The 19,426-nt window shown below is 61.9% G+C and carries 16 protein-coding genes; 3 read left to right on the forward strand and 13 right to left on the reverse strand.

Features of this window, described 5'->3' with window-relative positions; translation table 11 throughout:
* Positions 1-185: hypothetical protein (locus tag VJR68_RS16610; protein ID WP_324149554.1), on the forward strand; the 185-nt coding region annotated here is incomplete at its 5' end.
* A 241-nt stretch (positions 186-426) separates the two neighbouring features.
* On the opposite strand, the gene VJR68_RS16615 is transcribed toward VJR68_RS16610, so the two are convergent.
* Together VJR68_RS16615 and VJR68_RS16620 are read right to left on the reverse strand one after the other, a co-directional pair.
* A complete protein-coding gene (locus VJR68_RS16615; protein WP_324149556.1) occupies positions 427-1,188 on the reverse strand; it encodes an ABC transporter permease in 762 nt (253 codons plus the stop codon).
* Complete coding sequence (locus VJR68_RS16620; RefSeq protein ID WP_324149558.1) at positions 1,185-2,132, reverse strand: ABC transporter ATP-binding protein; 948 nt, start codon at positions 2,130-2,132, stop codon at positions 1,185-1,187. Before VJR68_RS16620 ends, VJR68_RS16615 begins: the two co-directional genes overlap by 4 nt.
* Before the next feature lie 182 nt (positions 2,133-2,314).
* Between VJR68_RS16620 and VJR68_RS16625 the strand changes: the two genes are divergently transcribed.
* Entirely contained in the window at positions 2,315-2,749 is a 435-nt protein-coding gene (locus VJR68_RS16625) for an Rrf2 family transcriptional regulator (RefSeq protein ID WP_324149560.1), read from the forward strand.
* Between the two features lie 98 nt (positions 2,750-2,847).
* Here the strand turns inward: VJR68_RS16625 and hmpA are convergent, their stop codons facing one another.
* From hmpA to VJR68_RS16650, 5 genes are all read right to left on the reverse strand, one after another.
* Positions 2,848-4,056: an NO-inducible flavohemoprotein gene (hmpA, locus tag VJR68_RS16630; protein WP_324149562.1), complete on the reverse strand. Its 1,209-nt coding sequence runs from the start codon at positions 4,054-4,056 to the stop codon at positions 2,848-2,850.
* Positions 4,057-4,177: 121 nt separating this feature from the next.
* Entirely contained in the window at positions 4,178-5,578 is a 1,401-nt protein-coding gene (locus VJR68_RS16635) for an efflux transporter outer membrane subunit (protein WP_324149610.1), read from the reverse strand.
* A complete protein-coding gene (locus VJR68_RS16640) occupies positions 5,578-6,474 on the reverse strand; it encodes an efflux RND transporter periplasmic adaptor subunit (RefSeq protein WP_324149564.1) in 897 nt (298 codons plus the stop codon). Before VJR68_RS16640 ends, VJR68_RS16635 begins: the two co-directional genes overlap by 1 nt.
* Before the next feature lie 4 nt (positions 6,475-6,478).
* Positions 6,479-6,694 (reverse strand): DUF1656 domain-containing protein, encoded by a 216-nt coding sequence (locus tag VJR68_RS16645; RefSeq protein WP_324149566.1) that lies wholly within the window; start codon positions 6,692-6,694, stop codon positions 6,479-6,481.
* Positions 6,687-8,732, reverse strand: a complete 2,046-nt coding sequence (locus VJR68_RS16650) for an FUSC family protein (protein WP_324149568.1) — start codon at positions 8,730-8,732, stop codon at positions 6,687-6,689. The genes VJR68_RS16645 and VJR68_RS16650 overlap by 8 nt, the downstream gene beginning before the upstream one ends.
* Before the next feature lie 480 nt (positions 8,733-9,212).
* Between VJR68_RS16650 and VJR68_RS16655 the strand changes: the two genes are divergently transcribed.
* On the forward strand, positions 9,213-10,067 hold the full coding sequence (locus tag VJR68_RS16655) for a LysR family transcriptional regulator (RefSeq protein ID WP_324149570.1): 855 nt from the start codon (positions 9,213-9,215) through the stop codon (positions 10,065-10,067).
* A gap of 76 nt (positions 10,068-10,143) precedes the next feature.
* Here VJR68_RS16655 and VJR68_RS16660 read toward each other — a convergent pair whose 3' ends face one another.
* The 6 genes from VJR68_RS16660 to VJR68_RS16685 all read right to left on the reverse strand — a co-directional run bounded on the left by VJR68_RS16660 (position 10,144) and on the right by VJR68_RS16685 (position 19,420).
* Entirely contained in the window at positions 10,144-13,110 is a 2,967-nt protein-coding gene (locus VJR68_RS16660) for a bifunctional diguanylate cyclase/phosphodiesterase (RefSeq protein ID WP_324149572.1), read from the reverse strand.
* Positions 13,111-13,526: 416 nt separating this feature from the next.
* Positions 13,527-14,621 carry a histidine kinase gene (locus tag VJR68_RS16665; protein ID WP_324149575.1) on the reverse strand — a complete coding sequence of 365 codons (1,095 nt, stop codon included), beginning with the start codon at positions 14,619-14,621 and terminating at the stop codon, positions 13,527-13,529.
* A gap of 29 nt (positions 14,622-14,650) precedes the next feature.
* On the reverse strand, positions 14,651-16,060 hold the full coding sequence (locus VJR68_RS16670) for an HD domain-containing phosphohydrolase (RefSeq protein WP_324149577.1): 1,410 nt from the start codon (positions 16,058-16,060) through the stop codon (positions 14,651-14,653).
* Between the two features lie 183 nt (positions 16,061-16,243).
* Entirely contained in the window at positions 16,244-16,855 is a 612-nt protein-coding gene (locus VJR68_RS16675) for a peroxiredoxin (RefSeq protein ID WP_324149579.1), read from the reverse strand.
* A 622-nt stretch (positions 16,856-17,477) separates the two neighbouring features.
* Positions 17,478-19,181 carry an ATP-binding cassette domain-containing protein gene (locus VJR68_RS16680; protein ID WP_414647809.1) on the reverse strand — a complete coding sequence of 568 codons (1,704 nt, stop codon included), beginning with the start codon at positions 19,179-19,181 and terminating at the stop codon, positions 17,478-17,480.
* A gap of 5 nt (positions 19,182-19,186) precedes the next feature.
* Entirely contained in the window at positions 19,187-19,420 is a 234-nt protein-coding gene (locus VJR68_RS16685) for a hypothetical protein (protein WP_324149583.1), read from the reverse strand.
* Positions 19,421-19,426 lie beyond the last annotated feature (6 nt).

The following is a 19,426-nucleotide window of genomic DNA, read 5'->3' on the forward strand; positions in this document are numbered from 1 at the left end:
CCAAAGAAATGGCCTCAAGAGCTCATGGCGCTATGCCGGTTACGAGCCTGAACGTTCAAGGCCAGATCGATGGTTTACACCCTCAGGTTCTACATTTCCGCTATACCGCAACGCGCCGGAGCGCTGAGGCAAGTCCAAAAAGCCAGCCCGAACTCCAGCGTTGCATGTCATCAGACCTGCCTTGATTTATCTTTGCCGCAGCGCCACGGCGCGTTGCGGTATAGCGGGGACGTAGAACCTGTGGCGACAATCCATCTCTCTGGCGATAAACGTTCAGGCTTGTAACCTGCCCGAGCCGTGAGCCTTTTAGGCCATTTCTTTGGGTTACCTTTCTTTGGGCCAGCAAAGAAAAGTGACTCGGGCCGAGTTAGCGGACCGAAACGCCCGCCGCGCAGGCGGCACCCCTGGCGAAACATTTCAAGCCCGCTAAGACCGCAACTTATAACCACTCCGAAAAATCCACACAATCGCCACCGCACACAGCACCAGAAACGCCGACGTCATCCCCGCACTCAGCACGACATTGACATCCGACTGGCCATAGAAACTCCAGCGGAACCCGCTGATCAGATACACCACCGGATTGAACAGCGCGACCTTCTGCCAGAACGGCGGCAGCATGCCGATCGAATAGAATGCGCCGCCCAGAAACGTCAATGGCGTGACGATCATCAGCGGGATCACCTGGAGTTTCTGGAAATCATCCGCCCATAGCCCGATGATGAAACCGAACGAGCAGAAAGTGACCGCCGTCAGCAGCAAAAAGGCGATCATCCACACCGGATGCAGGATGCTGTAAGGCACGAAGAAACGCGCGGTAACCAGGATAAGCAAACCGAGCATCACCGATTTGGTTGCCGCGGCGCCCACATAACCCAGCACCGCCTCCAGCGGCGACACCGGCGCGGAAAGCAGCTCGTAGATGGTGCCGGACCACTTGGGCAGGTAAATGCCGAACGAGGCATTGGAGATGCTCTCGTTGAGCAGGGACAGCATGATCAGCCCCGGAATGATGAAAGCGCCGTAGCTGGTGCCGCCGATATGTCCCATGCGCGAGCCGATCGCCGTGCCGAACACAATGAAATACAGCGACGTCGACAGCACCGGCGAGACGATGCTTTGTGTCAGCGTGCGGAACGTGCGGGCCATCTCGAAGCGGTAAATGGCGCGTATCGCAGGAATGTTCATGACTCCCTCCGTACCAGGCTGACGAAAATATCTTCGAGCGAACTCTCCACCGTATGCAGGTCCTTGAAGTCGATGCCCCGCTCGCCCAGCTTGCGCAACAGCACGGCGATGCCGGTGTCGTCGCTCTTGGCATCGAACGTATAGGTCAGTGTCGCGCCGTCGCCGGAAAGCTCCAGCGCGTACTCACCCAAGCCCTCCGGCACGGCCTGCATCGGCGCCTGCAGGCTGATCACCAATTGTTTCTTGCCCAGCTTGCGCATCAGCGCCTGCTTCTCTTCAACCAGGATCAACTCGCCGCCCGTGATGACGCCGACGCGGTCGGCCATTTCCTCGGCCTCGTCGATATAGTGCGTCGTAAGAATCACCGTCACGCCGGTTTCACGCAATCCGCGCACCATCCGCCACATATCGTGCCGAAGCTCGACATCAACCCCCGCCGTGGGCTCGTCCAGAAACAGAATGCTCGGCTCATGCGCCAATGCCTTGGCGATCAGCACACGGCGCTTCATGCCACCGGACAAGGTCATGATCTTCGCGTCTTTCTTCTCCCACAGCGACAGATCGCGCAGCACTTTCTCGATGTGCTTGTCATTGCGCGTGCGCCCGAACAAGCCGCGGCTGAAGCGCACCGATGCCCACACCGTTTCGAAGGCATCGGTCGACAGCTCTTGCGGCACCAGCCCGATCTTCGCGCGCGTGATTCGATAATCCCGCAGCACATCGTGGCCATCCGCCATGATGGTGCCGTTGCTGGGCGTGACGATGCCGCAGATGATGCTGATCAAGGTGGTCTTGCCCGCGCCATTCGGCCCGAGCAACGCAAAGATCTCGCCGCGCCGGATATCCAGATCGATCGACTTCAGCGCCTGAAAACCACCTTTGTAGGTCTTGCTGACGCCCCGAACGGAAACGGCGTGCGGTGTCGGCGTGGCCTGCTCGTTCATGGCATGTGTGTCCTTGATGAGCGATTTGATTGCGTATTTTTTTGCCGCGCCAGTGTAACTGCCTGCAGCGCCGCTATAAACGCGATCATTCCGCCACCGAATGGCGTGGCGCCACCAGGACCAAAAGCGCATAGAACAACATTCGGCGCACGTGTAGCATGGGCGTTCCACCGGAGCCCGCGATGCGACTGACCTATCAGACCGACTACGCCCTGCGCTTATTGATGTACCTGGCCGTGCAAGGCGATCGCCGCTCGTCCATCCACGAAATCGCCACGCAATATGGCATTTCGGAAAACCATCTGATGAAGGTGACGCAGCGCCTGGCCGCGCTTGGCTACGTGGATGCCTTGCGGGGACGCAGCGGTGGCTTGAAGCTGGCCGGCCAGGCAGAGGATGTGCGCATCGGCGAGGTGGTTCGCGCGATGGAGCCTGATCTTGAGATCGTGGAATGTTTTGGCGAGGAGAACACCTGCGCCATTACGCCGGCTTGCACGCTTCGCCATGTGTTGGACGAAGCGCGCGAGAGCTTTCTCGGGGTGCTGGATAGCTACACCTTGAAGCAACTGGTGGCGCGACCGGGGAAGCTGCGGATTGCGCTCAATATCGTGGCGTGAGCGTCACGTAACCTCAGTTACGTAGGCTGGGATGAAATCCCGGCTTCATCGAGGTTTCCGATGCTGGGATTTCATCCCAGCCTACATGAGCACATCGCTTAGGCGAGCGCAGCGCCGAAAAATTCGGCATGAATGCGCGATTCCGGCACACCTACCCGCTTCAGCGAATCAATTTGCGCCGTCATGAAGCCGCGTGGACCGCAGATGTAATAGTCCGCATTGGCCAGGTGATCCTGTGCGGCGATCTGTGCGGCATCGATGCGGCCCCGCTTGTCGTAATGGCGCCCTGCCACATCGGCTGCGCTTACCTCTTCGTAGTAGATCTCCACATCCAGCTTGTCATGGCGCGCGGCCATGTTGCGGAGCCAATCGTTCATCGCGTGCACGTCGCGGTTGCGCGCAGCGTGCGCAAAATGGATCGAACGCCCCGGTTGCTCCTTCGCGACATGCCCGAGAATGCCCAGCATCGGCGTGATGCCTACGCCGCCGCTCAGCAACACCAGTGGCGTGTCTTTTTCCTGATCGACCACGAAATGCCCTTGCGGGAACGACAGCTCGATGACGTCGCCTTCGCTGACGTCGAGATGGAGCGCGGTGGAGACGACGCCGGCCGGCGCATCGTTGCCGGCATCTTGGCGCTTGACGGTGAGGCGAAGATGATCGCGATGCGGCGCATCGGACAGGCTGTATTGGCGGATATGCGTCATGCCGGCATCGTCCATCGTGCGCACGGAGACGAATTGTCCTGGCTGGAACGGCGGCAGTGCACCATTGTCGGTGGGCGTGAGATAGAACGAAGCGATCTCGCTGCTTTCACGCGCCACCCTGTCCACCTTGAACGGGCGCCAGCCGGACCAGCCACCCTCCGCCGTGGCCGCCTGCACATACAAGCTTTGCTCGGCTTCGATCAACGTATCGGCCAACTGTCCGTATGCAGCGGCCCATGCTTCCAATACCACTGGTGTTGCGGCGTCGCCCATCGTATCGGCCATGGCGGCGAGCAGATGACGACCGACAATCGGATAGTGCTCGGCGCGAATGCCGATGCTGACGTGCTTGGCGGTGACTACCTTGAGCACCGGCGCCAGCACCGCGGTGTTGTCGATGTTTTCCGCATAACCCAACACGGCCAGCGCCAACGCCTGCTGCTGCTCACCGGTAGCCTGGTGGCTCATGTTGAACAGATGCTTGAGTTCCGGATTGGCCTGGAACATGCGTGCGTAGAAGTTCTTCGTCAGCGCCAGTCCGTGAGTTCTCAGCGCGGGCGCGCAGCTCTTGACGATGTCGCGTTGGGCTTGGGTCAGCATGGGGAGTGCCTTATTGTTTTAAAGATGCATTAATAATACATCTTATAAACACGCCATGCTGCAATGCGACACCCTGCCGCGACGATTCCCTCCACCCGCTTTCGTATGCTGGGGGCCAGAATTACCAGCCGCCACCCAGCGCAAGGAAGATATCGATCTGATCGCGGTTGAGCGTGGATTCGCCGATCGCAACCGCTTGCTCGGCCGTCCAACGATCCCGCTCTGCCGCCAGCAGCGAAAGGCTATCGATGCGGCCGCCCTGCTTCAATTCCTCGGCCTGCGTGGCGCGTTGCACGGCGGCGTCGCGGGCGAGTTTCAATTGCTCCTGCTTGTCGAGATCGGCCGCATAGGTATTGAGCGAGATTTCGACGTCGCGCAATGCGTTCAACACGGTGCCATCAAACGCCGCCAGGCTGGCATGGCTTTGCGCATTGGCTTCGTCGATGCGCGCATGCACCGCGCTGCGGTTCAAGTTCCAGCTCACCTGCGGCCCGATGGCGAAACGATCGGTGTAGCCGGTCAAGGCATCGACGGCCTTGCCGGTCGATCCCACCGACACGCCAAACTTGATATCCGGATACAGCGCAGCCGTGGCGATGCCGATGCGCGCCGTGGCTGCCGCCAGATGCCGTTCGGCCATCCGCACGTCCGGACGACGCTTGAGCAGGCTGCTGCCGTCGCCCACCGGCAGCGGATGATCCAGATGCAAGGGCGTATTGCAGGCGAGCAGACTACGATCGAAATTCGCGGGCGGCTGTCCGGCCAACGTCGCCAAACGGAACAAGGCGTTGCGCTGTGCCGCTGCGAGCGACGGCAACGACGCACTGACGGAAGCCAGGGCATTTTGCTGCCGTGCGCTGTCCAAGGTCGATGCGCGCCCGTGCGACACGAGCTCCTGGGTCATGCGCACATCATCCTGCTCGATGCCGATGCGCTTTTGCGCCAGCGCTATCTCATGCCCTGCATTGCACGCATCGGCATACGCACGCACGGTTTCGGCGACGACGTTGACGCGCACCAGGTCGCGCGCGGCGACAGCGGCTTCATCATCCGCGCGGGCGGCTTCCACGCCGCGGCGAATCGCGCCGAACAAGTCCAGGTCATAGCTGACCGACACGCCGGCGTTGTAATTCTGGTAGGGCATCACGCCCACGCGCTTCAATACCGATTCTTCGGACGGATGATTCCACGCCGTCGCCACGTCCACGCTGCCGGCGAAGCGCTGCGAATCGGCTTCGGTCAGCAACGCATCGCTATGTTCGAGATTGGCTTCGGCATAACGCAACTGCGTATTCGCCGCCAGCGTTTGCGCAATCAAGTGATCCAGCACAGGATCGTTGTAGAGCTTCCCCCCATTCGCCGGCAACGCCGTTGCACTCGTGGCAGCGGAGGCGGAAACAAAAGCTCCCTGCGCTGCAGGTGCATTGACGACGGCCTTCGCCGGCACGTGATAATCAGGCCCGACTTCAGCGCAGCCGGCGAAAGCGATGCACGCACACGCGGCAAGCACGGTACGCAACATCACCACGGCATCAACCCCTTCGGCTTATCCGCCGAATGCACCACTACCGTAGCCGTCTGACCAGGCACCAGGCGAATGCCCTTGGGCACGTCGTCGATCGCAATGCGCACCGGAATGCGCTGCGCCAGGCGCACCCAGGTAAAGGCGGGATTGACGTCGGCGGGCTTGGCGCCGTCACCGGTGCGTTCGCGATCGCCGATGGCCGATTCGATGCTGTCGACGTGACCGCGAATTTCACCCGGCACGCCCATCAAATGCACGCTGACACGATCACCGACATGCACGCGTTGCAGCTTGGTCTCTTCGAAATACCCCTCGACACGCGTCGAGGCGGTATCCACCAGCGCAAGCGCCGGCTTGCCGACGGTGAGATAGATGCCGGGTTGCAGGGTGACGTTGGCCACCTCGCCGCTCACCGGCGCCTTCACCTGCGTGCGGTCCAGATTGAGCTGTGCCAGGTCGCGCGCGGCAACCGCCTGCGCCACCGCCATGCGCAGTTCTTCCACCTTGGCTCGGCCTTGCTCGATCACCTCGCTGGCCACCACGTTGGACATCGAGCGATTGCGGCGATCTTCGCGCTCGGCCTCGGCCAGCGCGGCACGTTGGCTGCCAAGGTTGGCTTGTGCTGTTTGCAAGGCGATCTGATAGCGCGACGGATCGACCACCAGCAACACCTGCCCTTGCTGCACGTGCTGGTTGTCGTGCACGCGCACGTCGGTGATCAGGCCGGCGACGTCGGCGGCGATCGGCACGATATCCGCCAGCACTTTGCCGTCGCGCGTGACCGGCTCCACCTGGTAGCGAATCCACAGCGCACGCACCGCATACAACAGCACGGCAATGGCCAGCAGCGTGAACAACACGCGCACGATCTTCATGATCCAGGGCTTGATCAAGGTATTACCCATAGTGAATAAAGCGGTCGGCGCCGATGGTCAGCGCCCACCACAACAAGGCGAACAAAGCGAGTTCCCACACGCCTGCATGCCCGAACACGCCGGACCAGGAAACGCGTTGCCAGAGTCCGCGCAACACATGCGCAAGCACGCCGGCCACCACCGCCCAGACCAGCGCGGAAGGCAAAAACACGCCGAACACATGCAATTCTTCAAGCATCGCCGGCCAGCCTTGGAACAGGTGCATGGGGAAAAAGGTTGCAACGCATGCCGACCAGCGCGAGCAAGGCGGGATGCGAAGGATCGGGTTGCTCCGCGCTGCACATGGCGAGAATGGCCTTGTCGACGCTGGCAAGCAGCGACGACGGCGGCGGCAGCAATTCGCCGTTGCGTCCGCGCGCCCGGAACAAGGTGGCGATCCCTGCCAGCACCTCGCGCAGCGTGGCCTGGATGGAGGTCGGCACGGTCGACAGCGTTCGCCGGATCGCAATCACGTTGCGGCCGATGCGCAGATCGGCCAAGCCATCCGCCGCATGCAAGGTATCGCTGCCTTCGGCCACCGCCATGCGCGCGGCCACCTGGCCCAGGCGATCGACCGCCATGCTGGTCCAATGCACGGGCCGGAACGGCCGCGCCACTTCGGCCATCTGCCCGATCTCGATCCAGTTGCCGCGCATCATGCGTTTGGCCGTCCAAGTCACGTTGACCGAACGGAACATCTTGGCCACGACGATGGTGGCGATGATGCCGCCGACCTGCGCCAGGCCGACGTTGATGAAAGTGGCGAAATCCGCGATGAAACGATCGAGAAAACCCAGCGCCACGATCAGGCAGGAGAACATCGGCAAGGCACGCGCCGACAGCGATGGCGTCGCCTGGATATAACCGATCGCCAACAGGGCTGGCGCCAAGGTCACGATCAGCATGGCGCAACCGTCGACGCGCGGCAGCACCGCAAATAGATAGAACGCCGCCAGCGGAAAGGTCACCAGTGTGGCGCCGAGGTAGCGGCCGAGCACCGGCGCCGGATCATCCTGCGCCGCGAACGAACAGGTGATCAGCGCGGCAAACGCGGCGGTGGCCGAACCGGCAGGCCATGCGAGCAGAATCCACACCGCGCAATACAAGACGATCGCCGTGGCCGTCGCCAGCCCGGCCAGCATCGCTACACCATGATCGCGCGCCAAGGGAAATGATTTCTCGCGCTCCCTATTCTGCTTCGTCTTGGGCTGCGCCACGGGCTCACGTGCAACCTGCTGCACCAGCCTGCTCGCTTCCACTTGCGCTTCGATGAATTCCGCCATGCGCACGCACAAGCTGGAACGTAAGAGATCACGCCAGAACAGCGGATGCTCTTTGCGCTCGGCCAGCTTGCGGCAGCGCATCGCCAGTTCATGGCCGTCGGCGGATTGCTGTTCGGCTGGCCTGGCAAGCCAGGCGCGCGTTTCTTCGACCAGCCGAGCGAGCGCAGGATCGAGTGGCGCCAGCGCGCTCAGCATGTCCAGACGATTCGCCGCCGCCGATGCCAACGGCAGGATCGTCGCCAGCTGCTTCTGCACGCCCAGCACCATCCGGCGCCCTGCCCGGGCCGGCCATTGATCGGAAGGCAGATGGATGGCCAGCATGCCGAGCTCGGCGACGTCCGCTGCCAGCATGCGGCGATGTTCGTATTCAAGCCGCGTGTGGCGCTGCCCGAGTGCTTCGCGCGTCCAGCGCGATGCATGCGCAAGAAACGCGCTGGCGCGGCCGTGGATCACCGGCCGCACGCTCCACGGTTGCAGCAGGCCGTGCGCGAAACTCACGCAGGTGATGGCCACCGTCATTTCTTCCACGCGGGAGATGGTGGTGGTGAACACGTCGGCCGGATCGTCCAGGTACGGAAAGCTGATCACCGCCGAGCTGAAAGCCGCCATCTGGAACAGGAACGCGCGCGGCGTGCGGTCCAGCACGGCGAGATAGATGCACAATCCGGTCCACGCTGCCATGCACAGCACCAACAACCCCGGCGCATGCTGCAGGTTGGGCACCACCAGGATGGACACCGTCGCACCGGTGAGAATGCCGCCGAGGCGATACAGCATCTTCGGCCGGAACGCACCCGCCATCGGCTGCGCCGTCACGTACACCGTCAGCAAGGCCCACCACGGACGCGGCAGGCTGAATTCGAAGGCAATGAAAAGCGTGATCGCAGCGGCAATGAAGCTGCTCAACGAGAAGAGCAGCTTCTGCGGGTCGAGCAGTAGCAGGGACCACGGCAAAGATGCCGTTCGCGCGGTAGCGGGCATGGGGAGAAAGCGAGCGTGCGGGGCTGGAACGTTGTGGCGGCAGCGGTCGATGCGCTACCGGATAGCCGGCTATTTTGCCTTATAGATCCGTTAAAGCTGAGATCAAAATATTGCTGATTGTTAGCAATAAAAATGCAGTTGGCATTTGAGGCGGAGCGCGGGGTTGGGATGAGGCGCAGCCGAACCCATTCTGTTGGGGTTTGCGTTTACCGTTCACCATCCAGAAAAATATTCCCGATTAGCGTCGTGTCTCAGCCAGGCCGTTCACTTCCCTATCTCCTCGCCCCGGCGAAGGCCGGGGCCCAGTGTCTTTCGCTTTAAAGTCGCCAGGCCCCGGCTTTCGCCGGGGCGACGAGGTTCTTGCAAGATTTCGCAGTAGGTTACAGCTGAGGCACGACGCTTATCAGAAAAACATTAGAATTGTTCGATCTTTCAGCAACAAAAGTTTGCTAGATGGACGTCAACGCCGCGCGCACCTTCCTCGAAATCGTCAAGACCGGCAGCTTCGTCAGTGCCGCCGCCAACCTCAATCTCACCCAGACGGCGGTCAGTGCGCGCATCCGGGTACTTGAGGAGCAACTCGACCAACCGCTGTTCGTGCGCAATAAATCCGGCGCCAAGCTCACCACCGCCGGGGAGCAATTCCTGCGCTTTGCCGCCAGCATGGTCCAGGTGTGGGAACGCGCGCGCAAAGCCGTCGCCCTGCCGCCGGGGCGTGAGATGGTGGTAACCGTTGGCGCCGAACTCAGCCTGTGGGATCCGTTGCTGCGCGATTGGCTGTTCTGGGTGCGCCAGGCCTGCCCGGAATTTGCGGTAAGCGCGCAGATCGATGATGCCGATCGCTTGGTGGATCGCGTGCAAGCAGGCTTGCTGGACGTGGCGATCGTCTACGCCGCGCCGCAACGCCCCGGTGTGATTGCCGAGCTATTGTTCGAAGAAAAACTCGTGATGGTCAGCACCACGGCCGACCACGGCCGCGCGCTGCAAGCGGAAGACCACGTGCGCATCGATTGGGGTGATGCGTTCGCCGCCAGTTACCAGGCGGCATTTCCGGATCAGCCCAATCCGGTCGTGTCGATCAGCTACGGGCCACTGGCGCTCGATTACATTCTCGCGATGGGCGGCAGCGGTTATTTCCGCAAAGGCTTCGTGCGTCGTTACTTGCAGGATGGACGCCTCGCGCTGGTGCCGGACAGCCCCGAGTTTTCCTACTCCGCGTACGCGGTGCATTCGGCGAAGGCGGATAAGGGTGTGATGGAACGCATCCGCGCAGGTTTGCGCGAAGCCGCCGCACGCGCTGCTGCATAAACGCAGGCTGGGATGAAACCCCAGCATCGCCATGCCCATCCATGCTGGGATCTCATCCCAGCCTGCGGACTACGAGCTAATGCCGCGCCGTGCGCGCTGAAACGGAATGCGTACCGTGCTTGGCCAGCTCCGCCAGTTGCGCCACATTCCCCGGCCTTCCAAGCCAATGGCCCTGCATTTCATGGCAGCCCAACGCTGCCAGTTGCGACGCCTGCTGCATGGTTTCCACGCCTTCGGCCACCACGCGCTTGCCAAGGCTGATCGCCAACGCGATGATCGCGTGGATCACCGACGCATCCTCCGGATCCTCCGTCATATGCATGACGAAGCTGCGGTCGATCTTCAACGTATCGATGGCGAAGCGGCGCAAATAAGCCAGGCTGGAAAAGCCGGTGCCGAAGTCGTCGATGGAAAGCTTCACGCCAAGCGCGCTGAGCCCGGCGATGCGCTGCTGGATCGACTCGCTCGGCTCCATCAGCATGCTTTCGGTCAATTCCAGTTCGAGCAGATGCGGCGGCAGACCGGTCTCGCGCAGCGATTCCATGATGAAGCTGAGAAAGTTGTCGCGCGAAAACTGCACTTGCGAAATGTTGACGCTCACGCTGACGCCCTGCAACGACCCGTGTTGCCACGCCTTGCATGCGCGGCAGGCTTCTTTCAGCACCCAGTTGCCCATGGAGAGGATCAAGCCGCTGGCTTCGGCGATCGGAATGAATTCATCCGGCAGGCAGACCTCGCCATCCGGACGGCGCCAACGCATCAGCGCTTCGCTCGAAATGATCTTGCGCGTACCGGTGTCGACGCGCGGCTGAAATTCCAGGAACAGCTCCGAGCGCATGATGGCGAAGCGCAGCGCGTTTTCCAGGTCGAACTCCTTCTGCGCGCTGGCCTCCATTGCCGCGGCATAGAAGTGGTAGTCGTTGCGGCCGTGGCGCTTGGCGGCATACATGGCGATATCGGCATGGCGAATCAGCACGTCGGCATCGTCGCCATCATCCGGAAACATGCTGACGCCGATGCTCGCCGACAGCTGCAATTCCCGGCGCCCGACCCGGATCGGTTTGCTGAGTATTTCCAACGCTCTGGTAGCAGCGATAGCCGCATCCGTCTTGCCGGACAACTCCGGCAGCAGTACGACGAATTCATCGCCGCCGAGGCGGGCGACGGTATCGGCGCTTTTCACCACGGACAGCAAGCGATCTGCCACTTGCTGCAGCAATTCATCACCCGGTCCGTGACCCAGCGTGTCATTGATCTGCTTGAAGCGATCCAGATCGATGAACAGTACCGCCAGATGATGCGCTGTCTGCTTGGCCCTGGCCAAGGCGATATCCAAACGTTCAAGCAGCAGCGAGCGATTGGGCAGCCCGGTGAGTGCATCGAAGTGCGCAAGATGCGCCATGCGCTCGGACAGTTCCAGCACTGCGCTGACGTCGCGCAAGACCAGCACGGCGCCCTTCACTGCGCCCGCATCCGAGCGGATCGGCGTGGCCGAACACTCGATGGCGTGGCGCGTTTCATCTTTCAATTCAAGCGCGCACAGGAAGGGGCCTTCGGGCATGCCGGTCTGCAACGCCGTGGAAGCCGGATGCGCTTGCGTCAAACGCTCGCCTTCGCGCCACAGCGGCAGTTGCTGCTCCAGGGTCGCCTCGTTGGGCGCGATGGATCGAGCGAGCAACGCCCTGCCCGCGGGATTGGCGAACTCGAGCCTGCCGTCGCGATCCAGCGTAAAAACCGCATCGCCGATCACCTGCAAGGTCACGTCCGTCATCAGGCGTTCCTGGCGCAAGGCATCTTCAGCTGCGACACGTGCGGTCACGTCGCGCAGGGTAAGCACCACGCGATCGGGTTCTTCGTCGATAAGGCCGCCGGTGACTTCCACGTTGCGAAACGATCCATCCGCGTGCCGCATGCGCAGCAGCGCCGTGGCCGGCGGCACGCCCTGCAGCAATTGCATCCAAAGCTCGCGCGCAACGGCCTGGCTGCTTTCCTCGATCAGGCTCTCCAGCGAGCTTTCCACCATCTTGCCGGCCGGATAGCCAAGCATGTCCTGGATCGCCGGCGATACGTATTTGCAGTAGCCATCTGCACCCAGCAGCAACACGATGTCGTGCGAATGCTCCGCCAGCATGCGATAGCGCGCCTCGCTGCCGCGCAAGGTGCGGCCGAGCCGGCGACGCTGTTCCAACGAAGCGGTCAACGGCAGCACGACCGACATGCAGGAGAGCACGCACAACTGCAACAGCATCGCGCTCCACGCGGGGAACGGTGCCTGATGATGGATCGGGCCGTATCCTGCCGAGGTCGCGACCGCGCCGACCGCAGCCACGGCGATGATTCCCCCGATTACCCAGCGACGGTTTCCCGTCAACGCCAACAGCACGAGCGGCGGAAAAACAATGAACAAAATCGGCAGCGTGGGCTGGCAGAAAGCAAGCACCGAAGCGCCGATCAATCCCAGCAAGGCCTGCGCGCAACGACGCGTGCGGCGGCGGGACAACGCCGGCTCGCGGTGCCAACGCAACACTTCCATGGTAAGCGGAACGGCAAGCGCCGTTCCCAGTGCGTGAGAAACAAAGCGCAGGCTGCCGATTTCCCAGTAACGGGAGTGCCCGGTCAGGACCAGCCAGGGCATGATCGCAAGCGTGGACACCAGGGGCGCCACCAGCAGCGCCCAGATAATGAAACGCTTGGTGCCGTAAGGCGTTTCCAGATACGTCGCGCGGTCTTTTCTCGACAACGCCGATAGCGCAATGCCCATTTCCAGCGCATTGCCCAACGCCCCCACGAGGCTCTCGCCAAACGACAGGCCCATCGCCATGTTGGTGCAGCAGATGGTGCAACAGGCGCCCGTTACCAGTGCAACCGCACCACGGCGCCCACGGTGCATCAGCACCGCCAGGCAGATGCCGTTGGACAACCACAAGGCCGGCAACGACCTGCCGCCTTCGATCCGGTACAGCCACACCGACATCAGCGTCGCCGCAACGACGGCTGCCAGCGGCGGTAGCAAGCTCCGGATCTGGCGCTTGATGGTGTTCATGGCTCGGCTCTGGATCCCCTGCATACGTCTTTCGCCGAATCACCGGTTTCCAAACAGCGACACGCTGGCGTCAGAAACCCACGGCGAACAGCAAAGCAAAAAAAAGCCCCGTCATGGCGGGGCGTCCGTTCCTCCAAATCCGGCCGTTTACAGGCGGCCGGATACGTTTAGTCCTCGGCAAGCTCGCGCTATGCGCATGGCTTGCTCGATTGATGTATAGCAATCCGCGTGCCAAGCGCTGCAGGGGCCATCTGGGGCACTTGGCGTTTTTACCTAGGCGGCAAAGGTGCCGTGGTTGGTACATGTGTGCCCAGCGGGGTTGTTGTTACCCGGGATTTGCCGGTGCCGTAGGTTGGGGTGCGAACCCCAACATCGTGATGCGTGGGAGATGGCGATGTAGGGGTTCGCACCCCAACCTACACGGCGCGCTTGACCGGCAGCGTCACGATGAACGTGCTGCCCTGCCCGGCGCGGCTCTGCACCTCGATACGCCCCCGATGGTGCTCCACGATCCCGTGCGAGATCGACAATCCCAGCCCCGTTCCCTGCCCGATCGGCTTGGTAGTAAAGAACGGATCGAAGATCCGCCCCATCACATGATCAGGTATGCCGTTGCCGGTATCGGCAATGGCAATCGATACGCTGTCGCCATGGCATGCAGTGCGGATGGTGATGGTGCCGTGCTCGCGGATGGCATGCGCGGCATTCACCAGCAGGTTCATGAATACCTGGTTCAACTGCGCCGCATTGCATTCGACCAGCGGCAGTTCGCCGTATTCCCGCACCACCTCGGCTTTGTATTTGATCTCGTTGTGCACCACGTTCAAGGTGCTTTCCAGGCCGGCGTGCAAATCGGCAAAGGCACGCTCGTCGCCGCTGGGACGGGAGAAATCGCGCAGGTCGCGTACGATCTGCCGCACCCGCATGGCGCCTTCGAGCGATTCTTCGATCAGCATCATGATGTCGTTGCGCACGTAATCGAGGTCCAGGTCCCCCGTCATTCGCGCGACCGGCGCCAGCATGCTGGCAGCGGGTGCGCCGGTCACCGCTTCTTGCGCGACGATCACCTCCAGCAATTGCCTGACCCAGCTTTTCAGGGTGTTGAGGTTGGCATGCACGAAGCTGATGGGATTGTTGATCTCATGCGCCACGCCCGCGGCCAACTGGCCGATCGATGCGAGCTTTTCGGTCTGCAGCAGTTGCAGGTGCGTCTCTTCCAATTCATGAATCAGCCGGCGCTGTTCGTCCTTTTCGATTTCGAGGCGCTGCTGCACGGCTTTGCGCTGCTCGATCTCCTCTTCCATCATCGCGCGCGCCTGCTCGAGTGCAAGCACGGTGCGCTCGTACTGGCGCAGCACGCCTTCCAGCTCGCCGGTGCGACGCTTTACCTGCGCTTCGAGCGCGTTGTTTCTTCCCCGCAGGAAGGCAGTACGAGGATCAAAGCGCCATATCGCGAGCGCGACAACGAGAACAGCGATGGCAAACAGCGCGATAGGATAAGTGGCATTCATGACGCTGCCCGGGTCGCGCGCATAACCAGCTACGCAGGTTCGGCCTGCATGGCAGGCTCGGCGTCGGCTGTCGCGACAAGAATGGTGAACGGCGCGCCTTCTTGCGCTTCGTAACGTCGCACGACCGAGGCCTGATATTCGGAAACGACGCTGCCCTTCGTCATCAGCAGCACGCCGCGGCTGGTACGGAGATCATCGGCAAGGCGCATGCCGGCCACCAGATCGCCGCTGGCAACCTGGCGGTAAGGCGTGGAGCCGCCGAGCATGGAGGGATCGCTCAGCAGCAGCAGGAATTGCTCCACCACTTGCGGGTCGTAGCGCAAGCCTGCCTGCATCTTGATCAATTCGGCCGCCTGCTCCGGCAACAAGCGCTCGCGCACGATCGCGCCGCTTTGCAAGCCTTCGTAGTCCCGTGCGACGGCCAGGATGCGCGAGCCCAGAGGAATATTCCCTTCGGCCAGCCCATCCGGCGTGCCGCGACCATTGAAGCGTTCGTATTGATGCCGAACGATGTGCGCTACCTGGGTGAGCTGTGCCACTGGTGTCAACAGCATTTGCGCGCGCAGCGGATGGCGGTAATAGGTATGTGCTTCCGCCGGCGTCATGCGATCGATGGATTTATGCAGGATGTCATCCGGCAACGACAGCTTGCCGATGCCATGCAACAGTCCTGCGAAATAGAGATCCTGCGCATCAAGCCCATCCAGGCCGAGCGCAAGCGCAAGGTGCCTGGCCAAGTGCCCCACGCGATGCGCTTCGCCACCCATCGCGCCACAGCGCAGTTCGATCATGCTGGCGCCGACCTGCACCATGGTCATGAAATTACGGCGCAGATCGCGTTGGGCATCTTCCAGGAACATCACGGTTTGCCGGATTTCCTCGGTCCTGGATGTCACCTTCGCTTCCAGCGCGGTATTGAACGCGGCAAGCTCCTCGTTCTGGTGCTGCGTCAACGCCAATAGCCTGGCAGCTTCCTTGTGCAAACGCAGCTGCTCGAGCGCCTGCTTGATGGTGAGCAGCAAGTCGTGCTCATCCCAGGGTTTGTTCAAGTAGCGGTAGATACCGCCTTCATTGACAGCTTGCACCACCGCTTCGATTTCCGAATAGCCGGTGAGCAGAATGCGCATGATGTCCGGATAAAGCGCCTGCGCGCGCGACAACAGCTCGGCACCCGACATGCCCGGCATGCGCATGTCCGAGATGATCAGATCCACCTCTTGCGTGGCAAGCACATCCAACGCGGCCGCGCCGCTCCCGGCGGTCAGCACGTGGTAGGGCAACGCATGCAACAGGCGCCGCAGCGCGGAAAGCACACTCGGCTCGTCATCGACGATAAGAATCGCCGGCTTTTGGGGTGTCCCTTCGCTCCCGTTGGAAACGGGTCCCGAAGCGCATGTCCCCACCATGGGAGAGGGTGTCGTACCGTCAGGCGTGTCCATGAAAAGTGCCTCATGCAGGATTCGATGAGGTTATCGACGGACGACGGACAATCCTTTAATGACGGCGTTTCTTCACGTTTCCATCACAGTGCAACGCAGGTGAGCGGAACGCGACATTCCGGATGCTTGCGGACAACGTTGGGGTTCGGCTGCGCCTCACCCCAACCTACGTCGGTGCAAGCGTTACGGCGCCTTGCCCGCCTGCAACTGCTGCACGATCGCCAGCGACTTCTTGACGTGATCTTGCGGATGCAGATGATCCGCCTCGGAAGAAAGCGTGGCGATGATCTTGCCATCGCGATTGATGACGAAGGTGGTGCGCTCGATAAAGCCGTGATTGATGGCGATGCCGCGCACGTCGGTTACGCCGGCCTGTGCGGCTTCGGTTTTCAACTCATAGGAAGCGGCGATCTTGCCGGTGGAGTCCGACGCAACCGGGAACTTGCCGGCGCAGTATTTCGGATCGGACGAGAAGGTGTTGAGGCGATCGATGCTGTCGGCCGATACGCCGATGATGGTGGCGCCGGCGGCATCGAACTTGGCCTTGTCGGTGGCGAAGGTGTGCGCTTCGATATCGCAACCGCCGGTATAGGCCGATGGGTAGAAATACACCACGACCGGACCTTTCTTCAGCGCATCCTTGAGCGAGAAGCTGAAATCCTTGCCGGCCAGGCTGGCTTCGGCGGTGAAGTCAGGCGCTGCGGCGCCGGGGGCCAGTGCGGCGGAAGCCGGAATGGCGAACAGCATGGTGATCATCGCGCTGGCGGCGATGGATGGTGCGAGATGCTTTTTCATTCCGGCCTTCCTCTTTGGATATCGACATGTGGGGGTGTGGAGCACGGCACGGCGCATCCTACTCCACCGCTGGTTGGTCGGGGTGCAAGGCCCCAACATGGCTACTTCGATGCATCCATGGTGGGAGTTACACCCAGGCCGATGGCACTGACTTAAGCGCGCATCTTGAATCTGGCAGGGATGCGTTCCCTCCCCTGCATGCTGGGGAGGGTTAGGGTCAATGCTCCGAACTTAAGGATTATCAACCGCTGGAAACTCTTGTTCGTCATTCCAGCGAAAGCTGGAATCCAGTGCCTTTCAGCCCAAAGTCGCTGGATTCCTCGCTCCTCAAAGCCGAGCACATCCATGTGCTCTCCCCGCGTACCAGCTTTCGCTGGAATGACGGGTTTGGGTTCTGTAGCGACTGGAAGAACCTTAAGTTCGGAGTATTGGGATTAGGGTGGGGTGAGAGCGCAGCGAGCGGCGCGAAGCAGACATCGCGACGAGATAGATGTCATCGCGTGCTTCTTATCGGCAAGATCCACGACAACATTTGTCTACTCGCTAAAGCCCAGGCAACCCCACCCCAACCCTCCCCTGCTACCGCAGGGGAGGGAGCCTGAAGAGTTTCTCGGCACTCAGGTCATGCATGCGCATGCGCGGGCGTGCTCACCGTCGTATGGAAATCCGCGCCGACGGCAACGCATTGATCCGCCACCGCCGCCACGCTGCTGCGATGCGATACCACCAGCATGATCGTGCGCGGCAGGCGTCGCTTCAGCGCCGACAGCACGGCGATTTCCGATGCGGCATCGAGCGCGCTGGTGGCCTCATCCAGCAAGGCCAGAAAAGGCTGCCGCAGAATGACCTGCGCCAGCAGCAGACGCTGCAATTCACCGCCGGACAGCCGGCTCGATGAGCTGCTCAGCGCGGTATCCAGGCCGTGTTCCGATCCGGCCAATCGCTTGTCGAGGCCGACGTCGACCAGCACACGGCGCAGCATGTCCTCGGTGGCGTCCGGCGCTGCCCATTGCAGGCATTCGCGCACCGTTCGCTGCCACGGCCGTACGCTCTGGCTGACGTAGGCGCTGTTGCGCACCAGCTCGCGGTAGTCATCAAAAGCGAGCGCACGTTGGCCGGCACGCGCAACAAAAGCACCCGGCCGCATCATGCCGGCCAGCACGTCGACCAGGCTGGTCTTGCCGATGCCGGAATCGCCGGAAAGCAACGTAAGCGTGCCGGGGCGCAATGACATATCGCGCACCTCCAGCGCTGCCAGCGGCGGTGCCAGTTGCACGCGTTCGATATGCAAGGTGCGGGCAATCTGCGCACCGTGCAGCGGCACGTGGGCCGTACGGGCGGGTGGCAATTGCATGTAACGCTGCCACAGCTCGAACGCCGGCACGGCCGAATGCAGCTGCTGCAGGCTTTGCCGCGTGGATACCAGATAAGGCAGCAAACGGCCGAGCAACAGGCATACCGCGATCAACGACGCCTGGTCGACGCCATGCAGGCGATAAGCCAGCACAAAAATGAGGGCAACACCGGCTGCCGCAAGCAGTTCCAACATCAATCGCCCGGATGCAATCAGGTCGAGCTGGTGCCGATAGCCTTGGCCAAGCCTGCCGGAAATATCGCTGTGGCTGGCTTTTTCCGCGTCCTCGCGCTCGAACGAACGCACGTGGCGCAGGCGCCGCGGAAAATCTTCGCTGAGCCAGAACAGGCGCGTGAGATCAGCGATGTATTGGCGGCTGACCGCGACTTGCTTGCGGCTGCTGATGCGCGATGTCGCCAGCGCAAGCACGGCTAGCAAGGGCGCGGCCAACGCCAGCGGCGGCGACACCCAGAACGCCAGCGCCAGGCTGACGAGCGCGGTAATGCCTGCCACCAGCAACTGCAGCAAGGCATTGAAACCCTGCGTGATGATTTCGACGTTGTAGGTGAGCACGTTGGCGATTTCCGCCGACGTCGCATCCGCCAGCGATGGCAAGGAGGCATCGATCAGGCGCGCATGCACCGCGCGGCGCAGATGCATGCCGTAGCGGCTGGCCAGGCGTGCAGCAAGGCGCGCTGCTTGCCAGCGCAGCACGGCGAAGCATGCGGTGATGGCGGCGAACAGGAGCGCATGCGTTTCGATGCTGCCGTGGATGTCGATGGTGTGGCCGCCAAGGATCAGCGGGTGGCCGGGTTGGACCAGGGGCACCAGCAGGACGGCGGCGGCGCTGCCGGCGAGGGCGCAGGCGAGGGAGAGGAGTACGTAGAGGATGATCTGCGCTACGTCTGTGTTTTTGAGCGTGCCTAAAAGTGCTCGCAATGACGCATGGTTGTGGCGCGTCTGTTTGTCCACGTCACTCACCGGCTTTTTCTCGCACTGGCAGAAGCGCCTGGAACTTGCGTCAAGCTATTCCCCTGCCGTATGTCATTCCGGCGAAGGCCGGAATCCAGTGCAACGATGGTGTGCGCAGCACTCGATATAAAAAAGTAAGGCGTGCTGCGCACTATGTATTTGAACTGGATTCCGGCCTTCGCCGGAATGACGGTGCGCGCTGAACCGGCATCGAGGCCGGCATTCAGCACGTCGATCATGCGGCG

The organism is Dyella sp. (genome assembly GCF_035277725.1).
Classification (GTDB): Bacteria; Pseudomonadota; Gammaproteobacteria; order Xanthomonadales; family Rhodanobacteraceae; genus Dyella_B.

What these genes read in the sequence shown, in the direction of transcription:
- VJR68_RS16615 (WP_324149556.1), bottom strand. Translation starts at nt 1,188, where the DNA reads ATGAACATTCCTGCGATACGCGCCATTTACCGCTTCGAGATGGCCCGC.
- VJR68_RS16620 (WP_324149558.1), bottom strand. Translation starts at nt 2,132, where the DNA reads ATGAACGAGCAGGCCACGCCGACACCGCACGCCGTTTCCGTTCGGGGC.
- VJR68_RS16625 (WP_324149560.1), top strand. Translation starts at nt 2,315, where the DNA reads ATGCGACTGACCTATCAGACCGACTACGCCCTGCGCTTATTGATGTAC.
- hmpA (WP_324149562.1), bottom strand. Translation starts at nt 4,056, where the DNA reads ATGCTGACCCAAGCCCAACGCGACATCGTCAAGAGCTGCGCGCCCGCG.
- VJR68_RS16635 (WP_324149610.1), bottom strand. Translation starts at nt 5,578, where the DNA reads ATGTTGCGTACCGTGCTTGCCGCGTGTGCGTGCATCGCTTTCGCCGGC.
- VJR68_RS16645 (WP_324149566.1), bottom strand. Translation starts at nt 6,694, where the DNA reads ATGCTTGAAGAATTGCATGTGTTCGGCGTGTTTTTGCCTTCCGCGCTG.
- VJR68_RS16655 (WP_324149570.1), top strand. Translation starts at nt 9,213, where the DNA reads ATGGACGTCAACGCCGCGCGCACCTTCCTCGAAATCGTCAAGACCGGC.
- VJR68_RS16660 (WP_324149572.1), bottom strand. Translation starts at nt 13,110, where the DNA reads ATGAACACCATCAAGCGCCAGATCCGGAGCTTGCTACCGCCGCTGGCA.
- VJR68_RS16665 (WP_324149575.1), bottom strand. Translation starts at nt 14,621, where the DNA reads ATGAATGCCACTTATCCTATCGCGCTGTTTGCCATCGCTGTTCTCGTT.
- VJR68_RS16670 (WP_324149577.1), bottom strand. Translation starts at nt 16,060, where the DNA reads ATGGACACGCCTGACGGTACGACACCCTCTCCCATGGTGGGGACATGC.
- VJR68_RS16675 (WP_324149579.1), bottom strand. Translation starts at nt 16,855, where the DNA reads ATGAAAAAGCATCTCGCACCATCCATCGCCGCCAGCGCGATGATCACC.
- VJR68_RS16685 (WP_324149583.1), bottom strand. Translation starts at nt 19,420, where the DNA reads ATGATCGACGTGCTGAATGCCGGCCTCGATGCCGGTTCAGCGCGCACC.